Annotated in this window: 24 protein-coding genes; 14 read left to right on the forward strand and 10 right to left on the reverse strand. The window is 56.6% G+C overall.

Annotated elements, in window-relative coordinates; translation table 11 throughout:
• Window positions 1-3 precede the first annotated feature (3 nt).
• On the forward strand, window positions 4-864 hold the full coding sequence (locus C6A40_RS16545) for an L-ribulose-5-phosphate 3-epimerase (RefSeq protein WP_008502900.1): 861 nt from the start codon (window positions 4-6) through the stop codon (window positions 862-864).
• Complete coding sequence (locus C6A40_RS16550; protein ID WP_045335503.1) at window positions 857-1,543, forward strand: L-ribulose-5-phosphate 4-epimerase; 687 nt, start codon at window positions 857-859, stop codon at window positions 1,541-1,543. Before C6A40_RS16545 ends, C6A40_RS16550 begins: the two co-directional genes overlap by 8 nt.
• 140 nt (window positions 1,544-1,683) lie before the next feature.
• Here the strand turns inward: C6A40_RS16550 and yjfY are convergent, their stop codons facing one another.
• Entirely contained in the window at window positions 1,684-1,959 is a 276-nt protein-coding gene (gene yjfY, locus C6A40_RS16555; protein ID WP_008502898.1) for a DUF1471 family protein YjfY, read from the reverse strand.
• A gap of 341 nt (window positions 1,960-2,300) precedes the next feature.
• On the opposite strand from yjfY, the gene rpsF reads away from it, so the two are divergent.
• From rpsF to rplI, 4 genes are read left to right on the forward strand one after another with little or no spacing between them, the layout of a single operon-like run.
• Window positions 2,301-2,696, forward strand: coding sequence for a 30S ribosomal protein S6 (gene rpsF, locus C6A40_RS16560; protein ID WP_008502896.1), 396 nt, complete (start codon window positions 2,301-2,303; stop codon window positions 2,694-2,696).
• 6 nt (window positions 2,697-2,702) lie between these two features.
• Entirely contained in the window at window positions 2,703-3,017 is a 315-nt protein-coding gene (gene priB / locus C6A40_RS16565) for a primosomal replication protein N (protein WP_008502895.1), read from the forward strand.
• A 4-nt stretch (window positions 3,018-3,021) separates the two neighbouring features.
• The gene (gene rpsR / locus C6A40_RS16570) at window positions 3,022-3,249 is read left to right on the forward strand and encodes a 30S ribosomal protein S18 (protein ID WP_000135199.1); all 228 of its coding nucleotides are present in this window, start codon (window positions 3,022-3,024) and stop codon (window positions 3,247-3,249) included.
• 41 nt (window positions 3,250-3,290) lie between these two features.
• Window positions 3,291-3,740 carry a 50S ribosomal protein L9 gene (gene rplI / locus C6A40_RS16575; RefSeq protein ID WP_008502894.1) on the forward strand — a complete coding sequence of 150 codons (450 nt, stop codon included), beginning with the start codon at window positions 3,291-3,293 and terminating at the stop codon, window positions 3,738-3,740.
• A 68-nt stretch (window positions 3,741-3,808) separates the two neighbouring features.
• Here rplI and C6A40_RS16580 read toward each other — a convergent pair whose 3' ends face one another.
• Entirely contained in the window at window positions 3,809-4,453 is a 645-nt protein-coding gene (locus C6A40_RS16580) for an OapA family protein (RefSeq protein ID WP_008502893.1), read from the reverse strand.
• A 233-nt stretch (window positions 4,454-4,686) separates the two neighbouring features.
• Here C6A40_RS16580 and fklB point away from each other — a divergent pair, with 233 nt between their 5' ends.
• Both fklB and cycA read left to right on the forward strand, forming a co-directional pair.
• The gene (gene fklB / locus C6A40_RS16585; protein ID WP_008502892.1) at window positions 4,687-5,307 is read left to right on the forward strand and encodes an FKBP-type peptidyl-prolyl cis-trans isomerase; all 621 of its coding nucleotides are present in this window, start codon (window positions 4,687-4,689) and stop codon (window positions 5,305-5,307) included.
• Between the two features lie 312 nt (window positions 5,308-5,619).
• Complete coding sequence (gene cycA / locus C6A40_RS16590) at window positions 5,620-7,029, forward strand: D-serine/D-alanine/glycine transporter (RefSeq protein WP_008502891.1); 1,410 nt, start codon at window positions 5,620-5,622, stop codon at window positions 7,027-7,029.
• A gap of 86 nt (window positions 7,030-7,115) precedes the next feature.
• On the opposite strand, the gene ytfE is transcribed toward cycA, so the two are convergent.
• Complete coding sequence (gene ytfE / locus C6A40_RS16595; RefSeq protein WP_008502890.1) at window positions 7,116-7,778, reverse strand: iron-sulfur cluster repair protein YtfE; 663 nt, start codon at window positions 7,776-7,778, stop codon at window positions 7,116-7,118.
• 244 nt (window positions 7,779-8,022) lie between these two features.
• Between ytfE and C6A40_RS16600 the strand changes: the two genes are divergently transcribed.
• Window positions 8,023-9,672, forward strand: coding sequence for a methyl-accepting chemotaxis protein (locus C6A40_RS16600; RefSeq protein WP_045335504.1), 1,650 nt, complete (start codon window positions 8,023-8,025; stop codon window positions 9,670-9,672).
• Window positions 9,673-9,759: 87 nt separating this feature from the next.
• Here C6A40_RS16600 and C6A40_RS16605 read toward each other — a convergent pair whose 3' ends face one another.
• The 3 genes from C6A40_RS16605 to C6A40_RS16615 all read right to left on the reverse strand — a co-directional run bounded on the left by C6A40_RS16605 (window position 9,760) and on the right by C6A40_RS16615 (window position 12,555).
• Complete coding sequence (locus tag C6A40_RS16605; protein WP_045335505.1) at window positions 9,760-10,725, reverse strand: DMT family transporter; 966 nt, start codon at window positions 10,723-10,725, stop codon at window positions 9,760-9,762.
• A gap of 75 nt (window positions 10,726-10,800) precedes the next feature.
• Entirely contained in the window at window positions 10,801-11,625 is an 825-nt protein-coding gene (locus C6A40_RS16610) for an AraC family transcriptional regulator (protein ID WP_008502887.1), read from the reverse strand.
• A gap of 81 nt (window positions 11,626-11,706) precedes the next feature.
• Complete coding sequence (locus C6A40_RS16615; RefSeq protein WP_045335506.1) at window positions 11,707-12,555, reverse strand: SDR family oxidoreductase; 849 nt, start codon at window positions 12,553-12,555, stop codon at window positions 11,707-11,709.
• An 84-nt stretch (window positions 12,556-12,639) separates the two neighbouring features.
• Between C6A40_RS16615 and C6A40_RS16620 the strand changes: the two genes are divergently transcribed.
• Window positions 12,640-13,026: a winged helix-turn-helix transcriptional regulator gene (locus C6A40_RS16620; RefSeq protein WP_008502885.1), complete on the forward strand. Its 387-nt coding sequence runs from the start codon at window positions 12,640-12,642 to the stop codon at window positions 13,024-13,026.
• A 91-nt stretch (window positions 13,027-13,117) separates the two neighbouring features.
• On the opposite strand, the gene C6A40_RS16625 is transcribed toward C6A40_RS16620, so the two are convergent.
• The gene (locus C6A40_RS16625) at window positions 13,118-15,061 is read right to left on the reverse strand and encodes a bifunctional 2',3'-cyclic-nucleotide 2'-phosphodiesterase/3'-nucleotidase (protein ID WP_032655227.1); all 1,944 of its coding nucleotides are present in this window, start codon (window positions 15,059-15,061) and stop codon (window positions 13,118-13,120) included.
• 190 nt (window positions 15,062-15,251) lie between these two features.
• On the opposite strand from C6A40_RS16625, the gene cysQ reads away from it, so the two are divergent.
• Window positions 15,252-15,992 (forward strand): 3'(2'),5'-bisphosphate nucleotidase CysQ, encoded by a 741-nt coding sequence (gene cysQ / locus C6A40_RS16630; RefSeq protein ID WP_008501432.1) that lies wholly within the window; start codon window positions 15,252-15,254, stop codon window positions 15,990-15,992.
• Here cysQ and C6A40_RS16635 read toward each other — a convergent pair.
• Window positions 15,986-16,543: a YtfJ family protein gene (locus tag C6A40_RS16635; RefSeq protein ID WP_023326561.1), complete on the reverse strand. Its 558-nt coding sequence runs from the start codon at window positions 16,541-16,543 to the stop codon at window positions 15,986-15,988. The two genes, cysQ and C6A40_RS16635, sit on opposite strands and share 7 nt — an antisense overlap.
• 324 nt (window positions 16,544-16,867) lie before the next feature.
• Between C6A40_RS16635 and C6A40_RS16640 the strand changes: the two genes are divergently transcribed.
• A complete protein-coding gene (locus C6A40_RS16640) occupies window positions 16,868-17,074 on the forward strand; it encodes a DUF1107 domain-containing protein (RefSeq protein ID WP_008501430.1) in 207 nt (68 codons plus the stop codon).
• Between the two features lie 71 nt (window positions 17,075-17,145).
• Here the strand turns inward: C6A40_RS16640 and C6A40_RS16645 are convergent, their stop codons facing one another.
• Window positions 17,146-18,483, reverse strand: a complete 1,338-nt coding sequence (locus C6A40_RS16645) for a hemolysin family protein (RefSeq protein WP_008501429.1) — start codon at window positions 18,481-18,483, stop codon at window positions 17,146-17,148.
• Between the two features lie 211 nt (window positions 18,484-18,694).
• Window positions 18,695-19,336: a peptide-methionine (S)-S-oxide reductase MsrA gene (gene msrA / locus C6A40_RS16650; RefSeq protein WP_008501428.1), complete on the reverse strand. Its 642-nt coding sequence runs from the start codon at window positions 19,334-19,336 to the stop codon at window positions 18,695-18,697.
• Between the two features lie 224 nt (window positions 19,337-19,560).
• Here msrA and tamA point away from each other — a divergent pair, with 224 nt between their 5' ends.
• Window positions 19,561-21,294: an autotransporter assembly complex protein TamA gene (tamA, locus tag C6A40_RS16655; protein ID WP_008501426.1), complete on the forward strand. Its 1,734-nt coding sequence runs from the start codon at window positions 19,561-19,563 to the stop codon at window positions 21,292-21,294.
• The gene (tamB, locus tag C6A40_RS16660; protein ID WP_058657716.1) at window positions 21,291-25,067 is read left to right on the forward strand and encodes an autotransporter assembly complex protein TamB; all 3,777 of its coding nucleotides are present in this window, start codon (window positions 21,291-21,293) and stop codon (window positions 25,065-25,067) included. The genes tamA and tamB overlap by 4 nt, the downstream gene beginning before the upstream one ends.
• The last annotated feature ends 1 nt before the right edge of the window (window position 25,068 follow it).

A 25,068-nucleotide genomic window follows, 5' to 3' on the forward strand; every position in this document is an offset into this window, starting at 1 on the left:
GGTATGTTGTCAAAACAGGTCCCGCTCGGCATCTATGAAAAGGCACTCCCCGCGGGGGAGTGCTGGCTGGAGCGGTTACAGCTGGCGAAGCAGCTGGGCTTCGATTTTGTCGAAATGTCGGTGGATGAGACGGACGAGCGTCTTGCTCGCCTCGACTGGAGCCGCGAACAGCGCCTGGCACTGGTAAGCGCCATCGCGGAAACGGGCGTGCGCGTGCCGTCCATGTGCCTGAGCGCTCATCGTCGTTTTCCGCTCGGCAGCGAAGATGATGCCGTGCGCGCGCAGGGGCTGGAGATCATGCGTAAAGCCATCCGCTTTGCGCAGGACGTGGGTATCCGCGTGATCCAGCTGGCGGGTTATGACGTTTACTATCAGGAAGCCAACGATGAAACGCGCCGTCGTTTCCGTGATGGTCTGAAAGAGAGCGTTGAGATGGCCAGCCGTGCGCAGGTCACGCTGGCAATGGAGATCATGGATTACCCGCTGATGAACTCCATCAGTAAGGCGCTGGGCTACGCGCACTATCTGAACAACCCGTGGTTCCAGCTTTATCCCGATATCGGCAACCTGTCGGCATGGGATAACGACGTGCAGATGGAGCTGCAGGCAGGCATAGGGCATATCGTGGCGGTGCACGTCAAAGATACCCGTCCTGGCGTGTTTAAAAACGTACCGTTCGGCACCGGGGTGGTGGATTTCGAACGGTGCTTCGAGACGCTCAAGCAGACAGGCTATTGCGGGCCTTACCTGATTGAGATGTGGAGCGAAACGTCGGACAACCCTGCTGCGGAAGTAGCAAAGGCGCGGGACTGGGTGCGCGAGCGTATGGCGCGCGCGGGATTACTGGAGGCTGAACATGCTTAAGCTTAAACAGCAGGTCTTTGAAGCCAACATGGATCTGCCCCGCTATGGCCTGGTCACCTTCACCTGGGGTAACGTCAGCGCTATCGATCGCGAGCAGGGGCTGATCGTGATTAAGCCGAGCGGTGTGGCATATGACACCATGAACGCTGACGATATGGTGGTGGTCGATCTTGAAGGAAACGTTGTTGACGGTAAATGGCGTCCTTCTTCGGACACGGCGACCCATCTGGCGCTGTATCGGCGTTATCCGTCCCTTGGCGGTGTGGTGCATACTCACTCCACGCACGCGACCGCCTGGGCACAGGCGGGGCTGGCGATTCCGGCGCTGGGCACGACACATGCGGACTACTTCTTTGGCGACATCCCCTGCACGCGCGCATTAACGCAGGATGAAGTGGAAGGAGAGTACGAGCTCAACACCGGAAAGGTGATTATCGACACGCTGGGAGAATGCGAGCCGCTGCATACGCCGGGGATTGTGGTGTATCAGCACGGCCCGTTCGCCTGGGGAAAAGATGCCCACGACGCCGTCCATAATGCGGTCGTCATGGAGGAAGTGGCACGTATGGCGTGGATTGCCCGCGGCATTAACCCACAGCTTCAGGGCATTGATGATTACCTGATGAACAAGCATTTCATGCGCAAGCATGGCCCGAATGCCTATTACGGGCAGAAGTGAATAAGTGCTCTGGAATACCGAAAAACAGTTGTAACCGGTGGTATTCCGGAGCCATTCACAAAAAAAGCCCCCGGGCAGGGGGCAACGTCAACTATGGCTATGTTCTCGTTGTTGGCTTTCCTGGTGCTAGCGTTAAGGCGTTATCGGTAAATATCTGCACTGGCGTGCATATTGCCGTTGCTGCCGGGCTCACGGATTAACATCACGTGGTAATAAGTTGCGCCCTGGGCGTCGGTCTCTTCATTTAATGCCTGATCTGCTTCGCTTTCGGTGGCGAAATTATGATTAATATAGATTACGCCTAAGCTGTGCACATCATCCATGTTTCTGGCCTGTCGGCTGTCTATCTTGATGGCTGCCATCGCGTTTGCACTGAGCAAAAGCGCCGCCATTATGGCTAATGCGATTTTTTTCATGATATGCGCTCCACGACTGCGTGCTGTGAGAGGGGGGATGCTCCTTCTTCTGTTTCGGTTATCTCTGATTAAAGTGTAATCATTCCTCCGGCGGGGATGCGTGACCATTTCTGATGCAGTTGTTCAAAAAAACACCGCTTACGGATGTGAGTAATTTTAAATCACCCACTTAGACCCGCTTCGCGCTTTGTGCGAATTATTTGTGCAATCAGCTTGAGTTTCCAGGGGCGCGCAAGTATTATGACGCGTCAATTTTTCAGCCGACCTTTAACACGTTCCTTGCCTCCCCGGGCCTCGGCTGACCCAGACAGGAGGCTGAATAATCCGTAAGGAGCAATTCGATGCGTCATTACGAAATCGTTTTTATGGTCCATCCTGACCAGAGCGAACAGGTTCCGGGTATGATCGAGCGCTACACTGGTGCAATCACTGCAGCAGCGGGCACGATCCACCGTCTGGAAGACTGGGGCCGCCGTCAGCTGGCTTATCCGATCAACAAACTGCACAAAGCACACTACGTTCTGATGAACGTTGAAGCGCCGCAGGAAGTGATCGATGAGCTGGAAACTAACTTCCGCTTCAACGATGCCGTTATCCGCAGCATGGTTATGCGTACCAAAAACGCAGTGACCGAAGCATCTCCGATGGTTAAAGCGAAAGACGAGCGCCGTGAGCGTCGCGATGATTTCGCAAACGAAACCGCAGATGATTCTGATGCTGGGGATTCTGAAGAGTAATTTCTGATGACCAACCGTCTGGCGTTGTCCGGCATCGTATGCAGGGCTCCCCTTCGAAAGGTCAGTCCATCAGGAATTCCGCATTGCCAGTTCGTGCTTGAGCATCGTTCTGTGCAAGAGGAAGCCGGGTTTCACCGGCAGGCGTGGTGCCAAATGCCCGTTATTATTAGCGGACACGAAAACCAGGCCATTACTCACAGTTTAACGGTCGGTAGTGCAGTAATCGTTCAGGGGTTCATCTCTTGCCACAAGGCAAAGAACGGTCTGAGCAAAATGGTTCTGCATGCCGAGCAGATTGATTTGATAGATTCTGGAGACTAGCCATATGGCACGTTATTTCCGTCGTCGCAAGTTCTGCCGTTTCACCGCGGAAGGCGTTCAAGAGATCGACTATAAAGATATCGCAACGCTGAAAAACTACATCACCGAAAGCGGTAAGATTGTCCCAAGCCGTATCACCGGTACTCGTGCAAAATATCAGCGTCAGCTGGCTCGCGCTATCAAACGCGCTCGCTACCTGTCCCTGCTGCCGTACACTGATCGTCATCAGTAATCGGGCACGGTCCATTAATACGACTTTAAGAGGATAAGGTAATGCAAGTTATTCTGCTTGATAAAGTAGCAAACCTGGGCAGCCTGGGTGATCAGGTAAACGTTAAAGCGGGTTACGCTCGTAACTTCCTGGTTCCACAGGGTAAAGCTGTTCCAGCTACCAAGAAAAACGTAGAGTTTTTCGAAGCACGTCGCGCTGAACTGGAAGCCAAACTGGCTGACGTTCTGGCGGCTGCTAACGCTCGCGCTGAAGCAATCAACGCACTGGGCACCGTTACCATCGCGTCCAAAGCTGGCGACGAAGGTAAACTGTTCGGTTCCATCGGTACCCGCGATATCGCTGATGCAGTTTCTGCAGCAGGCGTTAAAGTGGCTAAGAGCGAAGTTCGTCTGCCGAACGGCGTTCTGCGTACCACTGGTGAGCACGAAGTTGACTTCCAGGTTCACAGCGAAGTGTTCGCTAAACTGGTTGTTAACGTTGTAGCTGAGTAATTTTTTACTCTGCTCACGTTGAAACGCCGGCCTTGTGCCGGCGTTTTGCTTTTTACAGAACCCTGCCCTTAACGTACCCTGATAAAGCTGCCGTCTGTCTGGCGGGTAAACAGCACCTGTTGTCCATTTCCGGTATCAATCGTTAATCCTGTCACCACCCCGCTGGCATTCTGGCGAATTTGCACCATCTGGCCATTCTGCAGGTTACTGAGCGGTTTACCCGCGCCTTCCACCTTCGCCATGGCATACACGTCTGTCGGCGGCAGGTTGTGGTCACGGAACAGCTGCGCCAGCGTTTTCCCCGGCTCTACGCGATAGGAACGCCACTGTTGCTCAATGCCGGTGGGCTGTTGGGTCTGAGGCTGAGACGGGGCGGCGGCCTGTTCCTGTGGCTGTTCGTCCTGAATCGGCTCTGGCTCAACCGGCGCGACCTGACCCGGATCGTTAGACGGGGTAACGAGCTGCGTCTGCATCGGTTGTGCGTCGGGCTGGGGTCGCGTTTGCGACTGAAGGTCCAGCTGAGCATTGCGGGTGACGGGGGCAGTATCAACATCATCGCCACCGGAAGGAAGCAGGAAGCCCACAATCACCATCAGCGCACCAATGATGATCCCTCTGCGATGCAGAGGAGGCAGCGGATCCATGATGCGAAAATTGTCCGGCGCCTGCCAGATTTTCGCCAGGGTAGGTTTCAGTTCAAATCGCCCGGGCATGGCACTCCTCCTGCTCCGCGTATTTTTTATCCTGTGCCCCGAAGTATAGTTTGCTAACTGCCTGAACGGCGTAGTAAACCCGACATCCGTGACATCAGTTCGGGATTAATCCTGGTTCTCTCTATTGTTTCTGTTTCGTCGCGGTTTGTCACCTTAACTTCAGACAAAGTTTTACCCATAAGGGCATGGCTGATATGCTGCCCGCTACTTTAAATGTGATGGAAGGAAAACCCATGACCACCCCGACTTTTGACACTATCGAAGCGCAGGCAAGTTACGGTATCGGCTTGCAGGTAGGACAGCAGCTGAGCGAATCCGGCCTGGAAGGTCTGTTACCTGAAGCGCTGGTGGCGGGTATCGCTGACGCGCTGGAAGGTAAACAGCCTGCCGTTCCGGTTGACGTTGTGCACCGTGCGCTGCGTGAAATCCACGAGCGTGCTGACGCCGTGCGTCGCGCGCGCTTTGAAGAGATGGCCGCCGAAGGTGTGAAATATCTGGAAGAGAACCGTGAGCGTGAAGGCGTGAACAGCACCGAGTCTGGTCTGCAGTTCCGCGTGATCAATCAGGGCGATGGCGCAATCCCGGCGCGTACCGACCACGTTCGCGTACACTACACCGGTAAGCTGATCGACGGTACCGTCTTCGACAGCTCCGTCGCGCGCGGCGAACCGGCTGAGTTCCCGGTGAATGGCGTTATCGCAGGCTGGATCGAAGCGCTGACCCTGATGCCAGTCGGTTCCAAATGGGAACTGACTATCCCGCACAACCTGGCTTACGGCGAGCGCGGCGCTGGCGCGTCCATCCCGCCATTCAGCACTCTGGTCTTTGAAGTCGAGCTGCTGGAAATTCTGTAATCGACTTTTCTTATTTCCTCTCCCCGCTTGGGGAGGGGAAAATAGCGTGAAAACCTATAGTTAAGTCGGAATCAATATTTTATCTTGCAAACGAAACTGTTGCGTGTATTTTTGTGAGCTGTTTCGCGCTGCATGAGTGATATGACACTCACTTTCAACATATTATTAACATAATATCTAAATCATAGTATTCATCCCGCCGATTCTTACCTAATATCGATTAGCCCTAACAAGGGAACGTCATTTTTTTGACGTATTTAAAGGCCAGAAGAGCCTTAACAACACAGACAGGCATAAACAGGAAAATATCACATGGTAGATCAGGTCAAAGTCGTCGCCGACGAAGAGGCGTCGTCTGAACAGTCGCTACGGCGCAATCTCACAAACCGTCATATTCAGCTCATTGCTATTGGGGGTGCCATCGGTACCGGGCTGTTTATGGGGTCAGGCAAAACCATCAGTCTCGCCGGACCGTCAATCATATTCGTTTATATGATTATCGGTTTTATGCTGTTCTTCGTGATGCGTGCAATGGGTGAGCTGCTGCTCTCGAACCTCGAATACAAATCCTTCAGCGACTTCGCTTCAGACCTGCTCGGGCCATGGGCGGGCTATTTCACCGGCTGGACCTACTGGTTCTGCTGGGTCGTGACCGGTATGGCGGACGTCGTGGCGATAACCGCCTATGCGCAGTTCTGGTTCCCCGGGCTGTCGGACTGGGTGGCCTCGCTGGCGGTTATTGTTCTGCTGCTGAGCCTGAACCTCGCCACCGTTAAAATGTTCGGTGAGATGGAGTTCTGGTTCGCGATGATCAAAATCGTGGCCATTGTCGGGCTCATCGTGGTGGGCCTGGTGATGGTGCTCACCCACTTCCAGTCACCAACCGGCGTTCAGGCGTCGTTTACCCATCTGTGGAATGATGGAGGCTGGTTCCCGAAAGGCATTAGCGGCTTCTTTGCTGGCTTCCAGATTGCGGTGTTCGCGTTTGTAGGGATTGAGCTTGTCGGAACGACCGCTGCGGAAACCAAAGATCCGGAGAAATCTCTCCCGCGCGCCATCAACTCCATTCCGGTGCGTATCATCATGTTCTACGTCTTCGCGCTGATCATCATTATGTCCGTGACGCCGTGGAGCTCGGTGGTGCCAAGCAAGAGCCCGTTCGTTGAGCTGTTCGTGCTGGTGGGGCTGCCTGCGGCGGCGAGCCTGATTAACTTCGTGGTGCTGACCTCAGCGGCGTCTTCCGCGAACAGCGGCGTGTTCTCAACCAGCCGTATGCTGTTTGGTCTGGCGCAGGAAGGTGTGGCGCCGAGCGCGTTCGCCAAGCTGTCTAAGCGTGCGGTACCTGCGAAAGGGCTGACCTTCTCCTGCATGTGCCTGCTGGGCGGCGTGGTGATGCTCTACGTAAACCCAAGCGTGATTGGCGCGTTCACCATGATTACCACGGTCTCAGCGATCCTGTTTATGTTCGTCTGGACCATCATCCTCTGTTCCTATCTGGTGTACCGCAAACAGCGCCCACACCTGCATGAAAAATCGATCTACAAGATGCCGCTGGGCAAGCTGATGTGCTGGGTGTGCATGGCGTTCTTCGTCTTCGTGCTGGTTCTGCTGACGCTGGAAGATGATACCCGTCAGGCGCTGATCGTCACGCCGCTGTGGTTTATCGCGCTGGGGCTGGGCTGGATGTTTATCGGTAAGAAACGGATGGCTGGCATGCGTTAAGCATGTTGCCGGGTGGCGCTGACGCTTACCCGGCCTACGTTCGAGGACCTTGCAGGCCCGGTAAGCGCTAGCGCCACCGGGCTTTTTTATTCCCCCGCTAATGCCCGCGGGAACAGAACGTTGTTCTCAAGGCTGATGTGTTCCATCAGGTCGTCAATCATCTCGTTAATGCCGTTGTACATCGCTTTCCACGTTGTGCACGCTTCTGGCGGCGGCGTGACGTTGTGGGTGGTGTGTTTGATCACTTCCAGCAGTTCGCCCGCGTCATCATGCTCGCTTTCCATCACGCTGATGGGCCCCATCGCCTGGCTTCCCATTCCCTGTTTAATCATCGGGAAGAGGATCTGCTCTTCTTTCATCATGTGGCTGGAAAGCTCTTCGTGCAGCAGGGTCAGGTATTTCGCCAGACCGCGCGGTACGGAAGGTTTGTCGGCATGAACGCGCTCGACTTTGGTCGCCTGCAGGATCAGCTCAGGCAGCTGTTCACGGTGACGGTCATGGTAACGCACGATGATATGGTCGATGATTTCCGCGAGCGGAGCGGTTCGCCAGTCTTTGTCGACGGGCTGCTCGGCCAGCTTCGCCAGCTCGGCTTCAATCACCTCAACGTTCAGCTCTTTGCGTAAGGCCGCCCGTGCCAGGGTTTGCTTACCGCCGCAGCAGTAGTCCATATCGTATTTGCGAAAAAGCGCAGAAGCGCGAGGAATGGAGAGCGCCAGCTCGCCCAGGGGTTGGTCGCGAAAGGCCATAGCAGTTACCTCATCATCAATAATATAAGGTGCATATTAAATGCATCTTATAAACGACGCTATAACCCTTTAGAGGGACGGGTAAAAGTGAGATGCAGATCACAAAAAAATATCCGATTTAACTCTCTGAATGGGTTCAGGAAAGTGGTTTCGAAACTTTTTAAAGGTGGAGAAACAGTAAACAACCCGCTGCACCTGCCGATATATCCACGTCAGACAAACCTGCATATAACAAAGGCAACGCATGTTTAAACGTATAAAAGTCATTACCCTTCTGATTTCGGTGCTGCTTGTGCTCGGCATCATGCAAGTGATTTCCGCCGGTATCTTTATCAACGCCCTGAATAACGATAAAGACAACTTTACCGTGTCGCAGCTCTCCAGCAAGAACGTGGCGGAGTTTACCGATGCGTGGATCAGTCTGAACCAGGCGCGCGTCACCCTGAACCGCGGGATGCTGCGCCTGCAAAGCAGCATGGCCTCGCAAATTAACGGCGGTCAGCTGAATGAGCTGGTGACCACGGCGAAAAATCTGCTGACTGAAGCCCAGGTTCATTACGATAAATACTATGCCTTGCCGAATACGCCAGGCCTGGATGAGAACCTGACCAACCAACTCGAAGAGCAGTACCGCATTTACTCTGCAACGCTGACGCAAATGAATGTTCTGCTGAGCCAGGGCAAACTGGAAGATATGTTCAAGCAGAATGCCGAACAAAAACAGAATGCGATGCAGACGGTTTATCGTGAATGGCGTGAAGCGCAGGCCGCGTTCACGGATAAAGGCATTCAGGATAACGAAAGTGATTACAAACGCATCCTGTGGATCCTCTCTGCGGTCATGCTGCTGGTGATCGTGGTGATTATCTCCAGCTGGATTGCGATGCGCCGCGTGCTGCTGCTGCCTCTTGAAGAGGTGATTAACCATATTCGCGCCATTGCGGCAGGCGATCTCACCCAACCGATTCAGGCCGACGGGAAAAATGAAATGGCCATCCTGGCGCGCAACGTGCAGGAGATGCAAACTTCGCTGGCGAACACCGTGGGCGTGGTGCGCGAAGGCGCAGATACGATTTACACCGGTGCAGGCGAAATCTCCGCAGGCAGTAACGATCTCTCTTCCCGTACCGAGCAGCAGGCCGCGTCTCTGGAAGAGACGGCAGCCAGCATGGAGCAACTGACGGCAACCGTGAAGCAGAACGCCGATAACGCGCGTCAGGCTTCCCGTCTGGCGCTGGATGCCTCCTCAACGGCGAAGAAGGGCGGTAACGTGGTGGAAGGCGTCGTGCGGACGATGGACGAAATCGCCACCAGTTCCAGCAAAATCGCGCAAATAACCAACGTGATCGACGGGATTGCCTTCCAGACGAATATTCTGGCGCTGAACGCGGCGGTGGAAGCGGCCCGTGCGGGCGAGCAGGGCCGTGGTTTTGCGGTGGTGGCAGGGGAAGTGCGTACCCTTGCGCAGCGCAGCGCTCAGGCGGCGAAAGAGATCAAAGCGCTGATCGATGACTCCGGCGAACGCGTGAACGCGGGCTCGCAGCTGGTTAACGAAGCCGGGGAGACGATGGCTGAGATCGTCAATGCGGTTACTCGCGTCACCGACATTATGGGCGAAATTGCTTCGGCCTCTGACGAGCAGAGCCGCGGTATCGACCAGGTGGGCCAGGCGGTAGCCGAGATGGACCGCGTGACCCAGCAGAACGCCTCACTGGTGGAGGAGTCTGCGGCCGCGGCGGCGGCGCTGGAAGATCAGGCTGCACGCCTGAACGAAGCGGTGGCGGTGTTCAAAATTACCCGCAACCAGGCGGTCAAAGCGGCGCCGGTAAAAACCTATGTGCCAAAAGCGCAGCCTGCAGCGGCGGCGTCTGAAGCAAACTGGGAAACGTTTTAACATCATGCCGGGTGGCGCTGGCGCTTACCCGGCCTACGAAACGGCTCCTTGTAGGCCGGGTAAGGCGGAGCCGCCACCCGGCAAATATCACACCTCCGACGCCGGAACGACCCTCGGTTTTTCCGGCTTCGCTCTCACCGCCATCACTACCCCCACCACCAGCAGCACGATCCCACAGGTCGTGAACAGCGGCGGTACGCTCTGGCGCATGAGGAAGGTATAAAGCAGTCCGGCCAGGGTTTCGAAGACAATCAGCGGCCCTAATATCACCGTCGGCAGCTTCTGGCTGGCAATATTCCAGCACAGCGCGCCTACCCATGAACACAGCACCGCGATCGCCACCATCAGGCCGATAAACACCCAGGGTCTTGGCCCGAAGGGCTGGACGAAGTCCGGCTGCTGATGGCCCAGCCAGAGGCATGCGCCGAGATACCCCACGACGGATACGGGCAGCGTGACCAGCGCCTGCGCCGTCGCCCACATCATCGGGTGCTTGTCCGGGTTCTCACGCAGCCAGCGCGCGTTGCGCAGGGCATACCATGCCCAGCACGCCACGGAAATGAACGCCAGCAGAATGCCAGAACCGTACCGCCACAGGTCAACATCGCCCTGCCCATGGCGCAGCTCGGCAATATTGACGCATATCAGCCCCAGGGCGGTGCATACCAGCGCCGGGGCCATTTTTGACCACGCCAGTTTACCATCGCGCTGGCTGTAGAGCAGGTTAGCAAAGACGGGAATGACGACCGGCAGCGTGCCGATAATCATGGTCGATACCGGCGCACCGGTACGCTGAATGGCACTCGCGAGGCAAACGTAATAGATAAGATTGCCCATCATGGTCAGCGCCAGTGCGGTCCCCCAGTCCTGACGGCTGAGCTGGCGCAAGCGCGCGCGTCCCAGCCACGCCAGGGGCAGGGCAATCAGCCCCAGCGCCAGATAACGTCCGGTCGACTGTAATATTGCCGGATACTCGGGCACGATCAGCGGGCCGACAAAAATCAGTCCCCACATCATCCCGGCCAGCAGGGCATACAACACTCCACTAATCATTTTTCCATCCACAGGTATTTACGCTGTAGTCAGTGTAGGAGGGGCGAATGCGCGCGTATTGTATGAGATTGCGCATTAGCGCCGTGTAACCTGCTTCTGGTAGCGCACGGGCGTAATGCCGTAGCGGTGGGTAAACGCGCGGGTCAGATGTGACTGATCGGTCAGCCCGGTTGCGGCGGCAACCTCTGCGGCGGGCATGCCGTGGGTGAGAAACGCTTTGGCGCGCCAGAGTCGAATGGCCATCAGCATCTGATGCGGCGTCACGTGAAAATGGGCTTTGAACTGGCGCTGGAAATGATACGGGCTGAGCGAGACGACGCTGGCCAGCTCGTCCAGCGTCAGAGCGCGCATATAGTTGTCGTGCAGGTACTCGCGTACCCGTTCGAAGCGGTGCGCGCCTTCCTGAACCCGTGGCGCGTGGTGGGCAAACGGCTGGAAGGTCTCAATCAGATCCAGCAGTAATCCTTTTTGCGCAAGCGGATCGTCCGTGTGCCACAAGCCGTAAATAAGCCTGCCGATTTGCTGTGAGCGTAACGGATCATGACGGGTCACGTCGCTGAACCACCAGTGCCGGAGGCCGGTCACCTCTTCCAGCAGATCGGGTTCGATATAGACCATCCGGTAGCGCCAGCCGCCCTCGGTGGCGGATTCGCCGGTGTGGATCTCGTCCGGGTTCATGGTAACGACGGATTTCTCCGCCGCGAGATGCTGGCTGCCGCGATAGCGAAAGCGTTCGGCACCGGTTTCAATCGTGCCGATGCCGAAGGCTTCATGGGTGTGAGGCTCAAAGGCGTAGTCAGAAATATGCGCGTGATACAGCTCCAGGCCCGGTAGCTGCGCCAGATGGCGAAAGCGCGCGCTGTCTCTTTCATCATTAAACTGTTCCGGTACGCCTTGCACGGTGAGCCTCCTCGTGGGTCATCTTTTCATTATCAAAGATGACCCGAGGGGATGCCACAAAAAATAACCAGCCCGTAACCATTACAGGATGGCTTTAATGCTCTCCGCCAGCGTAGTGGTCGGATGGCCGATCAGTTTGCTCAGGGTGCGGCTGTCGTCGAAAAGGCCGCCTTTCGAGGCGCCCACGTCGGAGTCCGCCAGCATATCGGCCAGACCGGCAGGCAGGCCGACGCTCTTCAGCGCGGCAGCAAAATCCGCTTCGCTGAGATTCTGGTAGGTGACCGGCTTTCCGCTCTGTTTGCTCAGTTCAGCGGCCAGTTCGCTCAGCGTCCAGCCGTGGTCGCCCGCCAGTTCATACACCTTGCCCGCATGGCCCTCTTCAGCAATCACTTTCGCTGCCGCCGCGGCATAGTCTGCACGGGTGGCAGAGGCAATTTTGCCTTCGCCTGCCGCACCAATAAACACGCCGTGTTCCAGCGCAGGCGGCGCGCTCGCCAGATAGTTTTCGGTATACCAGCCGTTGCGCAGCAGGGCATAAGGAATGCCTGACGCCGCCAGCGCTTTTTCAGTGGCAACGTGTTCAACGTGCAGACCGAGCGGCGAGGTATCCGCATGCAGCAGGCTGGTATAGGCGATAAATTTCACCCCTGCCGCTTTGGCGGCGTTAATCACGTTCTGGTGCTGGATCGCGCGCTGGCCGACTTCGCTGGACGAGATCAGCAGCAGCTTATCCACGCCGTTCAGCGCGGCGGTGAATGCGGCTTCATCCGTGTAGTCCGCCTGACGCACCACAATTCCCTGCTGGCTTAAGGCTTCAGCTTTTGCCGGGTTACGTACGATAGCCACAATCTGGTTAGCCGGTACGGTTTTCAACAGCTGTTCGATAACGAGATGGCCAAGCTGGCCGGTGGCGCCGGTAATCGCGATCATGATGAATCTCCTTCGTGTTTGTCTGGTGTTGTGGCACACTAGCACCATAGCTAACTTTTAGTAAGTACGTACAAAAAGGTAAGTATGAAAACAACGATACCGACGCTCAGCGAACAATTGCGCGATGGCAATCTCTTCGCGGAACAGTGCCCTTCACGAGAGGTGCTCAAACACGTTACCAGCCGCTGGGGGGTACTGATTCTGCTGGCGCTGCGCCAGGGAACGCATCGCTTTAGCGATCTGCGCCGTAAAATGGGCGGGGTGAGCGAAAAGATGCTGTCCCAGTCGCTTCAGGCGCTGGAGCAGGACGGGTTTGTCGATCGCGTATCGTACCCGGTTGTGCCGCCGCACGTAGAGTATAGCCTGACCCCGATGGGGATCGAGGTCAGCGAGAAAGTCGCCGCGCTGGCGGACTGGATTGAGGTGAATACGCCGAAGGTGATGGCGAATCGGGACGATCGCGCGGCGTAAAAGCCGGGTGGCGGCTTCGCCTTACCCGGCCTACCCATAATCTTCCATCCCGTAGGCCGGGTAAGCGAAGCGCCACCCGGCACAATCGCCGCTACTTACTTAAATCCAGGTGATAAATCGCGAACCCAATATCATCCGTCGCGACCTGTTTCATCGGATACTGCGCCTTCTCCTTAATAAACGCGGCTGCCTTCTCGGAAGGTGACGTTTCAAAGCGGATATCCAGCGGCGTATCGCTGTGGATCGGCGCCAGACGCCAGTTGTTATCCACCGCCGGATGAATTTCGCCGGCCTTTTTCGACTCGGCGCTGATCCACGCCGCCAGCACAGAGCGGTTCTCGTCCGGCGAGGCAAAGGCGATGTGTCCATCTCCCGTACCGGCAAACTTACCGCCGTAGGCACGGTAGTTATTGGTCACCACCAGGAAAGTGGCATTCGGGTCGATCGCCTTGCCGTTGAAGGTCAGGTTTTTAATGCGCTCCGCCTGCGGGTTGATCGCCTGACACTCGCCGTCATATTTCGCCGGCTGGGTGACGTCAATCTGGTAGTTCACGCCGTCGATCACGTCGAAGTTGTAGGTGCGGAAGCCGTCCCAGTTAATCAGCGACTGCGGCTTGCTGCTGTGTGGGTCAATCTGGTTAAACTGTCCGGCAGAACACTCCAGCCACTCTTTTACCTCTTTCCCGGTGGCTTTAACCACCACCAGCGTATTCGGGTAGAGATAGAGATCGGCGGCATTACGGAAGGTGAGCTGGCCCTTTTCGACCTCCACATAGCTTGCCGGGTCATTCTTACGTCCGCCCACTTTGAATGGCGCTGCGGCGGAGAGTACCGGCAGTTTCGCCAGATCCGGATCGCCCTGCACAAAATGTTCGGCATAGGCTTTCTGCGCCATGTTGACGACCTGAACGGTCGGATCGTCCTGCACCAGCGCCAGGAAGCTGTACATGTTGTCGGCGGATTTGCCGATCGGCTTGCTGACGAATTCGCGCGTGGCGTCGTGATCGTGCTTCAGCACGTCGACCAGTTTTTTATCTTCCGCCGCCAGCGATTTTTTCGCCGCAGCGTCGTAAATTGGGCGCGCTTCGGCTTTTGACTGCGTGACCTTCCAGCGGCCGCCGTCGTTATTCAGCACCAGATCCACCACGCCAAGATGGTCGCCCCACATGCCCGGCATCACCGACGGCACGCCGTTAAGCGTCCCTTTCTCTATATCGGCCCCTTTGATGCTGGCAAAGTCTTTGCCCGGGAAGACCGCGTGGGCGTGGCCGAACAGGATCGCATCGACGCCCGGGACCTCACTCAGGTAGTAAACGGAGTTTTCTGCCATGGCCTGGTACGGATCGGCGGAGAGGCCCGAGTGGGCGACAACGACCACCAGATCGGCGCCTTTTTCGCGCATTTCCGGCACGTATTTACGCGCGGTTTCGGTGATGTCGTTAACGGTCACCTTACCATCGAGGTTGGCCTTATCCCACGTCATGATCTGCGGCGGGACAAAACCGATATAGCCGATTTTCAGCGTCTGTTTTTTCCCGTCCTGATCGACAACCTCAGTCTCTTTAATCAGGTAAGGCGTAAAAAGCGGCTTTTGGGTCTTAACGTCGATGATATTGGCGTTAACGTACGGGAATTTTGCGCCTGCCAGGGCATCATGCAGGTATGTCAGACCGTAGTTGAATTCATGGTTGCCGAGGTTACCGACGGTATAGTCCAGGGTGTTCATCGCTTTATAAACAGGATGGATCTCGCCTTTTTTCAGCCCCCTGGTCGCCATGTAGTCCCCGAGCGGACTGCCCTGAATCAGATCGCCGTTATCGACCAGCACGCTATTTTTCACTTCGCCGCGTGCGGCATTGATCAAACTCGCCGTGCGTACCAGTCCGAATTTTTCCGTCGGGGTATCTTTGTAGTAATCGAAATCCATCATGTTGCTGTGCAGATCGGTCGTTTCCAGAATACGTAAATCGACCGTCGCTGCCTGCACGCTCGCCGCAATCAGCGTCGCCAGGAGCGTTGCGCTAAACTTAATCATCAGAAGAGTCCTTTTTTCGATCCAGGCCACAAAAGAGTATGTATCTATAACGTGTTGCTTACATAAATGTGAATCCTGACAGAAAAAAGCAACCTGAAACCGGAATTGCTTCACAGATAGCGGAATTGTTCACATTACGATATAACTAAAACAAAGAGTTAACCTCACTGCGTTAACAAAGAGGTGGAAAATGCTAGATAAAATTTGTCAGCTCGCACGGGATGCGGGGGATGCCATCATGCAGGTGTATGACGGTAGTAAACCCATGGAGGTTGTCAGCAAAGCGGACGACTCTCCGGTCACGGCGGCAGATATCGCGGCGCATAAGGTGATCCTGAAAGGGTTACAGGCCTTAACGCCGGACATCCCCGTCCTGTCAGAAGAAGCGCCGCAAAGCTGGGAAGAGCGCCAGCACTGGCAGCGCTACTGGCTGGTGGACCCCCTGGACGGGACAAAAGAGTTCATCAAGCGCAACGGTGAATTCACCGTCAATATCGCCCTGATTGAGAAGGGTAAAGCGGTGCTGGGCGTGGTCTACGCGCCGGTCATGAAGGTGATGTACAGCGCTGCAGAAGGGAAGGCGTGGAAAGAAGAGTGCGGCGTGCGCAAGCAGATCCAGGTGCGCGACGCGCGTCCGCCGCTGGTGGTGATTAGCCGCTCGCACAGCGACAGCGAGCTGCAGGAGTATCTGCAGCAGCTGGGTGAACACCAGACCACCTCGATTGGCTCATCGCTGAAATTCTGCCTGGTGGCGGAAGGACAAGCTCAGCTCTATCCCCGCTTTGGGCCGACGAACGTCTGGGATACCGCCGCCGGGCACGCCGTTGCCGCGGCCGCCGGGGCGCATGTTCATGACTGGCAGGGCAAGCCGCTGGACTACACCCCGCGCGAATCCTTCCTCAATCCCGGCTTCCGCGTCTCTCTTTATTGAGCCAGCAGCTTATGCAGCAGGTCGACAACCTGCTGCACCTCTTCCTGGGTCAGCGCCCCGTCTTTCACCCACTGTACTCGGCCGTTCTTATCCAGCACGACAATCGCAGAGCTCTCTTCCTCCAACTGCCAGGCCTTACGGGTGACGCCGTTGCTGTCGACGATAAACTGCGACCACGGATAGAGCTTTTTATTGCTCTCAAGGCTTGAACGCACAAACATCCCGGAGCCCGGAATGGCGTCATCGGTATTCACGATCGTGGTGGTCTGGTAACGATCGTGTGGGAATTTTGCCGCCTTGATCGCCTCCACCAGGTTGGCATTTTTCTCTTTTGCAGATGTACGACCGGCAATATGTTGTACAACTCTCACTTTGCCCGCGAGCTGCGCGCTATTCCAGGCTTTATAGCTAAACTTATCATTGTCGAGAATCAATTCTCCCCGGTCAGCAATGCCGACTGGCGGTACACGTTGTCCTTTTTCAATGTTGTGAGCACTCGCCCACAGGGGCAGCAGCAGGCAGGCTGCTGCAAGGATAGTACGTAGGGTCATGGCGTTTCCTTATTGTTTGCAGGTGATCCGACCACTTGGTCATGCACTTTTAATGATAAGTGCGATCAATGTGGTTTTCCCGCAATCCCGATGCCACTTTGCGGGTGAACGCACATATCCATGAAAAAACGACGGCTTATACTGCGCTCAGTCACGCTTTGCAAAGATTATTCTGAATAATTGTAATCAAACGGTAAATAAACTTATGCACACTGGGTAACACCGTAGTTCTGGTCTATAGTCATTGGGCATTAAAATTTGCGCTCAGGACAGTCGGGCCGATTGTGGCACCGCAAGAGCGTATGATTCGCAGGAGATACAAGAATGAAAATTTTCCAACGCTACAACCCGCTTCAGGTGGCGAAGTACGTGAAGATCCTGTTCCGTGGACGGTTGTATATCAAGGATGTTGGCGCTTTTGAGTTTGATAAGGGCAAAATCCTTGTCCCAAAAGTGAAGGACAAACAGCACCTGTCTGTGATGTCCGAAGTCAACCGTCAGGTTATGCGTCTGCAAACTGAGATGGCTTAACCAACGTGCTATGCAGTAGTTAAAAAAACGGCTCCCGATGGGAGCCGTTGATGTTTGTGGGGGCAGGAACCTTACGCCGACACCTTCTCTTCCGCATCCGGCAGCTTCGGCACCAGTACGGTCGGTTTGTTGTCGATGCGCGTCACCAGCAGCTGGTCGATGCGGTAGTTATCAATATCCACCACTTCAAACTTGTAGCCGGAGAACTTCACCGAGTCGGTGCGTTTCGGGATCTTACGCAGCATAAACATCATAAAGCCGCCGATGGTCTCGTAGTTTCCGGACTGCGGGAACTCGTCGATATCCAGCACGCGCATCACGTCTTCAATTGGCGTGCCGCCATCAATCAGCCATGAATTATCGTCACGCTGAACAATCTGCTCTTCCAGCCCCTGGCCTACCAGGTCGCCCATCAGCGTGGTCATGACGTCGTTCAGGGTGATAATACCCACCACCAGCGCGTATTCGTTCATGATCACCGCGAAGTCTTCCCCGGCGGTTTTGAAACTTTCCAGCGCTTCGGAGAGCGTCAGGGTGTCCGGCACAATCAGGGTATTGCGGATTTGCACGCCGCTGTTCAGCGCCAGGCTCTGGTTCGCCAGCACGCGGTTCAGCAGGTCTTTGGAGTCGACGTAACCGATGATGTGGTCAATATCTTCATTACAGACCAGGAACTTGGAGTGCGGATGCTGCGCCACTTTGTTCTTCAGGCTCTGCTCATCTTCGTGTAAATCGAACCAGATAATGCTTTCACGGCCCGTCATGGAAGAGGGCACGGTACGGGATTCCAGTTCGAATACGTTCTCAATCAGCTCGTGTTCCTGCTTGCGCAGCACCCCGGCCAGGGCGCCGGCTTCCACGACCGCATAAATGTCGTCAGAGGTGATGTCATCTTTACGCACCATCGGCAGCTTAAAGATGCGGAAAATGACGTTTGCCAGGCCGTTGAAGAACCACACCAGCGGGCGGAACACAAACAGGCAGAAGCGCATCGGGTTGATGATACGCAAAGCCACGGCTTCTGGCGCAATCATACCGATGCGTTTCGGGGTCAGGTCGGCGAAGAGGATGAACAGCCCGGTCACCAGCGAGAAGGAGAGGATAAAGCTCAGCTGTTCGGCCAGTTCGGCGGACATGTACTGCGCAAAGAGGCTATAAAACGCCGGGGAAAACGCCGCATCGCCCACGATACCGCCCAGGATAGCCACCGCGTTCAGACCAATTTGCACCACGGTAAAGAAGGTACCGGGGTTTTCCTGCATTTTGAGAATGCGTGAGGCGTTGATGTTGCCCTCGTCGGCGAGCAGCTTCAGTTTGATTTTACGGGACGCGGCCAGCGAGATCTCGGATATCGAGAAAAATGCACTGACGGCAATCAGACAAAGTATTACTAAAATACTGTTTAACATAGTTTATCCGGCTTCTCGCCAGATCCTCAGAAGGGGAGTTGATACCATTTGTGTGGAAACACATTGAACATCAGCTCGTAGCGTTGAGCCGATTATTTCAGCGGCTAGTATAGCGTAAAGAGATGTAAATCTGCCAGAGGTCACATTTTTACATAAAACAGACCGGACAGCGGGTGCTGCCCGGTACGGGCGACGATCTAACGGCTGATAATCAGGCCAGCTGTGGCGGCAGGCAGACGCCGATACCTCCGATTCCGCAGTAGCCGTACGGGTTTTTATGCAGATACTGCTGGTGATCGTCCTCGGCGTAGTAGAACGGTTTCGCGGTGGTGATTTCCGTGGTCACCTCGCGCGTATCGCCCGCTTCACGCATGGCCTGCTGGAAACGCTCAAGGCTGGCGCGCGCGGCGGCATCCTGCTCAGGGGTGAGCGGATAGATAGCCGAGCGGTACTGCGTGCCGTGGTCGTTGCCCTGACGCATGCCCTGCGCCGGGTCGTGGTTTTCCCAGAAGACCTGCAGGAGCTGTTCGTAGCTGATTACCGTCGGGTCGTACACTACGCGTACCGCTTCCGCATGGCCGGTTTCGCCGGAGCAGACTTCGCGGTAGGTTGGATTCGGCGTGTAACCGCCCGTGTAGCCGGCTGCCGTGCTGTAAACGCCAGGCAGCTGCCAGAAGAGGCGCTCAACGCCCCAGAAGCAGCCCATAGCGAACAGGGCGATTTCCATGCCATCAGGAACGTTAGTCATGGAATGGCCATTGACGGCGTGTAAAGTCGCCACAGGCATAGGGGTGTTGCGTCCCGGTAATGCATCAGCTTGTGAAACCAGATGCTTTTTGTCGAATAAACTCACGGTGGGGCCTCCCGGGGTGCGATGTTTCGGTTAAGGTTGTCACGGCGCGTTTAATTGAACACAATAAATGCGCTGAATGAGTCTAGATTTAATCATAAGAAATATTTGGGTGTTACACCCATTTTCAACCCGAGATTCGGGTTTTTGGCCAACAGGCCGTATTTTGCCGCGGAGCGGCACTTCATTTGCTTCCAGGGTGGAAACAGGGATATTCAGGAGAAAACGTGACAAAAATCCGCCAGTTATGTTTAGTCAGTCTGTTGCTGACAAGCGGGATTGCCAGCGCGGCGAATGTCCGTTTGCAGGTTGAGGGGTTATCCGGGGCGCTACAAAAAAACGTGCGTGCGCAGCTATCGACCATCCAGAGTGATGAGGTGACGCCGGACCGGCGTTTCCGCGCGCGTGTCGATGATGCCATCCGTGAAGGACTAAAAGCGCTGGGGTATTACGAACCCACCATTGATTTCGATCTCCGCCCGCCCCCAAAGAAGGGGCGCCAGGTGCTTATTGCCCGCGTTTCGCCGGGCGAGCCGGTGCTGATTGGCGGCACCAACGTCATCCTGCGCGGCGGGGCGCGTACCGACCGGGATTACCTGGACCTGCTCAGCACGCGGCCGAAAATCGGCACCGTGCTCAACCACGGTGACTACGACCACTTCAAAAAAGAGCTGACCAGCGTTTCCCTGCGTAAGGGCTACTTTGACAGCCAGTTCAATAAAAGCCAGCTGGGCATTGCGCTGGCGCGACGTCAGGCCTTCTGGGATATCGACTACGACAGCGGAGAACGCTACCGCTTTGGCGACGTGACGTTCGAAGGGTCGCAAATTCGTGAAGAGTACCTGCAAAACCTCGTGCCCTTTAAAAAAGGGGATTACTACCAGTCGAGCGACCTGGGAGAGCTGAACCGACGGCTCTCAGCCACCGGCTGGTTTAACTCCGTGGTTGTCGCCCCTGAATTTGATAAGTCTCGCAAAACTAAGGTGTTGCCGCTGCACGGCGTTGTTTCGCCGCGCACCGAGAACACCATTGAAACCGGTGTGGGCTATTCGACGGACGTTGGCCCGCGCGTGAAGGCCACCTGGAAAAAGCCGTGGATGAACTCCTACGGCCATAGCCTGACCACCAGCGCCAGCATTTCCGCCCCGGAACAGCAGCTCGATTTCAGCTATAAAATGCCGCTGCTGAAAAATCCGCTTGAGCAATATTACCTGGTTCAGGGGGGCTTTAAGCGCACCGACCTCAACGATACCGAGTCCGATTCCACCACGCTTGCCGTGTCGCGTTACTGGGATCTCTCCAGCGGCTGGCAGCGCGCCATCAACCTGCGCTGGAGCCTTGATCACTTTACCCAGGCCAACGTCACCAACACCACCATGCTGCTCTATCCTGGGGTGATGATCAGCCGCACCCGCTCGCGCGGCGGCCTGATGCCGACCTGGGGCGATTCCCAGCGTTACTCTATCGATTACTCCAACACCATGTGGGGTTCCGACGTGGATTTCTCGGTGATTCAGGCGCAGAACGTCTGGATCCGCACGCTGTATGACAAACACCGCTTTGTGGTGCGCGGCAACCTCGGCTGGATTGAAACCGGCGACTTCGACAAGGTCCCGCCGGACCTGCGCTTCTTCGCCGGGGGCGATCGCAGCATCCGCGGCTATAAATACAAATCCATCGCGCCTAAGGACGATGACGGCAAGCTGATCGGTGCCTCTAAGCTGGCTACCGGCTCGCTGGAGTACCAGTACAACGTCAGCGGAAAATGGTGGGGCGCCATGTTCGTCGACGGCGGCGAAGCGGTGAGCGATATCCGCCGCAGCGATTTTAAAACCGGCGCGGGCGTCGGCGTACGCTGGCAGTCACCCGTCGGGCCCATTAAGCTCGATTTCGCCGTGCCGGTGGGCGACAAAGAAGAACACGGATTACAGTTTTACATCGGTCTGGGGCCTGAATTATGAGTTTATGGAAGAAGATAAGCCTCGGGGTGCTGATTTTTATCGTGCTGCTGCTCGGTACGGTGGCGTTTCTGGTGGGAACGACGACCGGGCTGCATCTGCTGTTTAACGCCGCGAACCGCTGGGTGCCGGGGCTGGAGATTGGCCAGGTGACGGGCGGCTGGCGCGACCTGCGCCTGAAGAACATCCGCTATGAGCAGCCGGGCGTGGCGGTGAACGCCGGGGAGTTTCACCTGGCGGTGAAGCTGGGCTGTCTGCGTGACAGCAAGCTCTGCGTCAACGACTTGTCGCTAAAAGACGTCAACGTGGCGATAGATTCTAAGAAAATGCCGAAGTCTGCGCCAGTAGAGGAAGAGGACAGCGGTCCGCTGAATCTCTCCACGCCGTACCCTATCGCGCTTTATCGGGTGGCGCTTGATAACGTCAATGTCAAAATCGACGACACCACCGTGTCCGTGATGGATTTCAGCTCCGGCCTGCGCTGGCAGGAGAAAAACCTCACCCTGACGCCAACCTCCCTGCAGGGCTTGCTGATCGCGCTGCCGAAAGTGGCCGACGTGGCGCAGGAAGAGATCGTCGAGCCGAAGATCCAGAACCCGCAGCCGGAAGAGAAGCCGCTGGGCGAAACGCTGAAAGACCTCTTCTCGAAGCCTGTCCTGCCGGAAATGACCGATGTGCATCTGCCGCTGAACCTCAATATTGAAGAGTTCAAAGGCGAGCAGCTGCGCCTGACCGGCGATACCGACCTGACGGTCTATAACATGCTGCTGAAAGTCAGCAGCATTGACGGCAACATGAAGCTCGACGCGCTGGATATCGACACCAATCAGGGCTCGGTGAACGCGTCAGGCAACGCCCTGCTGCGCGACAACTGGCCGGTGGATATCACGCTGAATAGCGCCCTGAACATTGACCCGCTCAAAGGCGAGAAGGTGAAGGTCAAAGTGGGCGGGGCGCTGCGCGAGAAGCTGGATGTCGGGGTTAATCTCTCCGGCCCGGTGGACATGGTTCTGCGTGCGCAAACCCAGCTGGCGGAAGCCGGGCTGCCGCTCAATCTTGAGGTGGTCAGCAAGCAGCTTTACTGGCCATTCACTGGCGAAAAACAGTACCAGGCCGATGACCTGAAGCTGAAGCTGAGCGGTAAGATGACCGACTATACGCTCTCGTTCCGCACCGCAGTGAAGGGGCAGGGCGTGCCGCCCGCGAACATCACCCTGGATGCGAAGGGCAACGAACAGCAGGTTAACCTCGACAAGCTGACCGTCGCGGCGCTGGAAGGCAAAACCGAGTTGACCGCGCTGCTCGACTGGCAGCAGGCGATCAGCTGGCGCGGCGAGCTGAAGCTGACGGGCATTAACACCGCCAAAGAGGTGCCGGACTGGCCGTCGAAGCTGGATGGCCTGATCAAAACCCGCGGCAGCCTGTACGGCGGCACGTGGCAGATGGACGTGCCGGAGATCAAGCTCACCGGGAACGTGAAGCAGAACAAGGTAAACGTTGAAGGCTCGGTGAAAGGCAACAGCTACCTGCAGTGGATTATCCCGGGTCTGCACGTGGCGCTGGGCCGCAACACGGCGGATATCAACGGCGAGCTGGGGGTGAAAGATCTCAATCTGGACGCCACCATCGACGCGCCGAATCTGGATAACGCCCTGCCGGGCCTGGGCGGTACGGCGAAGGGGCTCCTGAAGGTGCGCGGCACGGTAGACGCGCCGCAGCTGCTGGCTGACATTACCGCCAATAACCTGCGCTGGCAGGCGCTGAGCGTTGCCCGCGTTCGCGTGGAAGGGGATGTGAAATCCACTGACCAGATCGGCGGAAACCTGAACCTGCGCGTGGAGCGCATTTCTCAGCCGGACGTCAACATCAGCCTGGTCACCCTGGACGCGAAAGGGAACGAGAAGCAGCACGATCTCCAGCTGCGCGTGCAGGGCGAGCCGGTCTCCGGCCAGCTTCACCTGACCGGCAGCTTCGACCGCAAAGAGGAGCGCTGGAAAGGGACGCTGGATAACACCCGCTTCAACACGCCGGTCGGGCCGCTGGCGCTGTCGCGCGCCATCGCGCTGGACTACCGCAACGCCGAGCAGAAGATCAGCATTGGGCCGCACTGCTGGACCAACCCGAATGCGGAACTGTGCGTGCCGCAGACCATCGACGCGGGCGCGGAAGGACGCGCGCAGATCAACCTCAACCGCTTCGATCTGGCGATGCTGAAACCGTTTATGCCGGATACTACCCAGGCCAGCGGCGTCTTCAGCGGAAAAGCCGATGTCGCCTGGGACACCACCAAAGAGGGGCTGCCGCAGGGCAGCGTCACGCTGTCCGGGCGTAACGTGAAGGTGACGCAGGAGGTGAATGACGCGCCGCTGCCGGTGGCCTTCGACACCCTGAACCTGAGCGCAGATCTGCATAACAACCGTGCGGAGCTGGGCTGGCTGATTCGTCTCACCAACAACGGTCAGTTTGACGGCAAGGTTCAAATTACCGACCCACAGGGACGGCGAAATCTGGGCGGCAACGTCACTATCCGCAACTTCAACCTGGCGATGGTGAACCCGATTTTCGCACGCGGGGAAAAAGCCGAGGGCATGGTAAATGCCAACCTGCGCCTGGCGGGCAATGCGCAAAGCCCACAGCTGTTCGGCCAGCTGCGCCTCAGCGGCGTGGATATTGACGGCAACTTTATGCCGTTTGACATGCAGCCGAGCCAGATCGCGATGAACTTCAACGGCATGAGCTCGACGCTGAGCGGATCGGTACTGACGCAGCAGGGGCAAATCAACCTGAGCGGCGACGCGGACTGGAGCCAGCTCGACAACTGGCGCGCCCGTATTGCCGCGAAGGGCAGTAAGGTGCGCATCACCGTACCGCCGATGGTGCGACTGGACGTCTCGCCTGATGTGGTCTTTGAAGCCACGCCAAGCCTCTTCACGCTTGACGGTCGCGTCGACGTGCCGTGGGCGCGCATCGTGGTTCACGACGTGCCGGAAAGTGCGGTCGGCGTCTCAAGTGATGAAGTTATGCTCAATGAAAATCTGAAACCGGTCGAACAGAAGAGCGCGGGCATCCCGATTAATAGTAACCTTATCGTGCACGTGGGGAATAACGTGCGGTTGGATGCGTTTGGGCTGAAGGCGAGGCTTACGGGCGACCTGAAGGTGGCGCAGGATAAACAAGGGCTTGGCCTGAACGGGCAGATCAATATCCCTGAAGGGCGATTCCACGCCTATGGTCAGGATCTGATTGTCCGTAAAGGCGAGCTGCTGTTCTCCGGTCCACCGGATCAACCGCTGCTGAACATCGAAGCGATTCGTAACCCGGAAGCGACGGAAAACGACGTCATTGCCGGGGTACGCGTCACCGGTTCCGCCGACGAACCGAAGGCGGAGATCTTCTCTGACCCGGCGATGTCCCAGCAGGAAGCCCTCTCTTACCTGCTGCGTGGTCAAGGTCTCGACAGCGGTCAGAGCGACAGCGCGGCGATGACTTCGATGTTAGTGGGGCTGGGGGTTGCACAAAGTGGGCAGGTTGTGGGTAAAATCGGCGAGACGTTCGGCGTAAGCAATCTGGCGCTGGACACCCAGGGCGTGGGTGACTCCTCGCAGGTGGTGGTCAGCGGCTATGTACTGCCGGGTCTGCAGGTAAAATATGGTGTGGGGATCTTTGACTCACTGGCAACACTCACGTTACGCTATCGCCTGATGCCTAAGCTATATCTGGAAGCAGTGTCCGGCGTAGACCAGGCACTTGATCTGCTCTATCAGTTTGAGTTTTAGC

The sequence above is a fragment of the Enterobacter sp. GER_MD16_1505_Eko_090 genome (genome assembly GCF_003331015.1).
Taxonomy (GTDB): domain Bacteria; phylum Pseudomonadota; class Gammaproteobacteria; order Enterobacterales; family Enterobacteriaceae; genus Enterobacter; species Enterobacter roggenkampii.

Excerpts from the sequence above, each read along its gene's own strand:
- C6A40_RS16545 (WP_008502900.1), top strand. The coding sequence starts at position 4 with ATGTTGTCAAAACAGGTCCCGCTCGGCATCTATGAAAAGGCACTCCCC.
- C6A40_RS16550 (WP_045335503.1), top strand. The coding sequence starts at position 857 with ATGCTTAAGCTTAAACAGCAGGTCTTTGAAGCCAACATGGATCTGCCC.
- yjfY (WP_008502898.1), bottom strand. The coding sequence starts at position 1,959 with ATGAAAAAAATCGCATTAGCCATAATGGCGGCGCTTTTGCTCAGTGCA.
- rpsF (WP_008502896.1), top strand. The coding sequence starts at position 2,301 with ATGCGTCATTACGAAATCGTTTTTATGGTCCATCCTGACCAGAGCGAA.
- priB (WP_008502895.1), top strand. The coding sequence starts at position 2,703 with ATGACCAACCGTCTGGCGTTGTCCGGCATCGTATGCAGGGCTCCCCTT.
- rpsR (WP_000135199.1), top strand. The coding sequence starts at position 3,022 with ATGGCACGTTATTTCCGTCGTCGCAAGTTCTGCCGTTTCACCGCGGAA.
- rplI (WP_008502894.1), top strand. The coding sequence starts at position 3,291 with ATGCAAGTTATTCTGCTTGATAAAGTAGCAAACCTGGGCAGCCTGGGT.
- C6A40_RS16580 (WP_008502893.1), bottom strand. The coding sequence starts at position 4,453 with ATGCCCGGGCGATTTGAACTGAAACCTACCCTGGCGAAAATCTGGCAG.
- fklB (WP_008502892.1), top strand. The coding sequence starts at position 4,687 with ATGACCACCCCGACTTTTGACACTATCGAAGCGCAGGCAAGTTACGGT.
- cycA (WP_008502891.1), top strand. The coding sequence starts at position 5,620 with ATGGTAGATCAGGTCAAAGTCGTCGCCGACGAAGAGGCGTCGTCTGAA.
- ytfE (WP_008502890.1), bottom strand. The coding sequence starts at position 7,778 with ATGGCCTTTCGCGACCAACCCCTGGGCGAGCTGGCGCTCTCCATTCCT.
- C6A40_RS16600 (WP_045335504.1), top strand. The coding sequence starts at position 8,023 with ATGTTTAAACGTATAAAAGTCATTACCCTTCTGATTTCGGTGCTGCTT.
- C6A40_RS16605 (WP_045335505.1), bottom strand. The coding sequence starts at position 10,725 with ATGATTAGTGGAGTGTTGTATGCCCTGCTGGCCGGGATGATGTGGGGA.
- C6A40_RS16615 (WP_045335506.1), bottom strand. The coding sequence starts at position 12,555 with ATGATCGCGATTACCGGCGCCACCGGCCAGCTTGGCCATCTCGTTATC.
- C6A40_RS16620 (WP_008502885.1), top strand. The coding sequence starts at position 12,640 with ATGAAAACAACGATACCGACGCTCAGCGAACAATTGCGCGATGGCAAT.
- C6A40_RS16625 (WP_032655227.1), bottom strand. The coding sequence starts at position 15,061 with ATGATTAAGTTTAGCGCAACGCTCCTGGCGACGCTGATTGCGGCGAGC.
- cysQ (WP_008501432.1), top strand. The coding sequence starts at position 15,252 with ATGCTAGATAAAATTTGTCAGCTCGCACGGGATGCGGGGGATGCCATC.
- C6A40_RS16635 (WP_023326561.1), bottom strand. The coding sequence starts at position 16,543 with ATGACCCTACGTACTATCCTTGCAGCAGCCTGCCTGCTGCTGCCCCTG.
- C6A40_RS16640 (WP_008501430.1), top strand. The coding sequence starts at position 16,868 with ATGAAAATTTTCCAACGCTACAACCCGCTTCAGGTGGCGAAGTACGTG.
- C6A40_RS16645 (WP_008501429.1), bottom strand. The coding sequence starts at position 18,483 with ATGTTAAACAGTATTTTAGTAATACTTTGTCTGATTGCCGTCAGTGCA.
- tamB (WP_058657716.1), top strand. The coding sequence starts at position 21,291 with ATGAGTTTATGGAAGAAGATAAGCCTCGGGGTGCTGATTTTTATCGTG.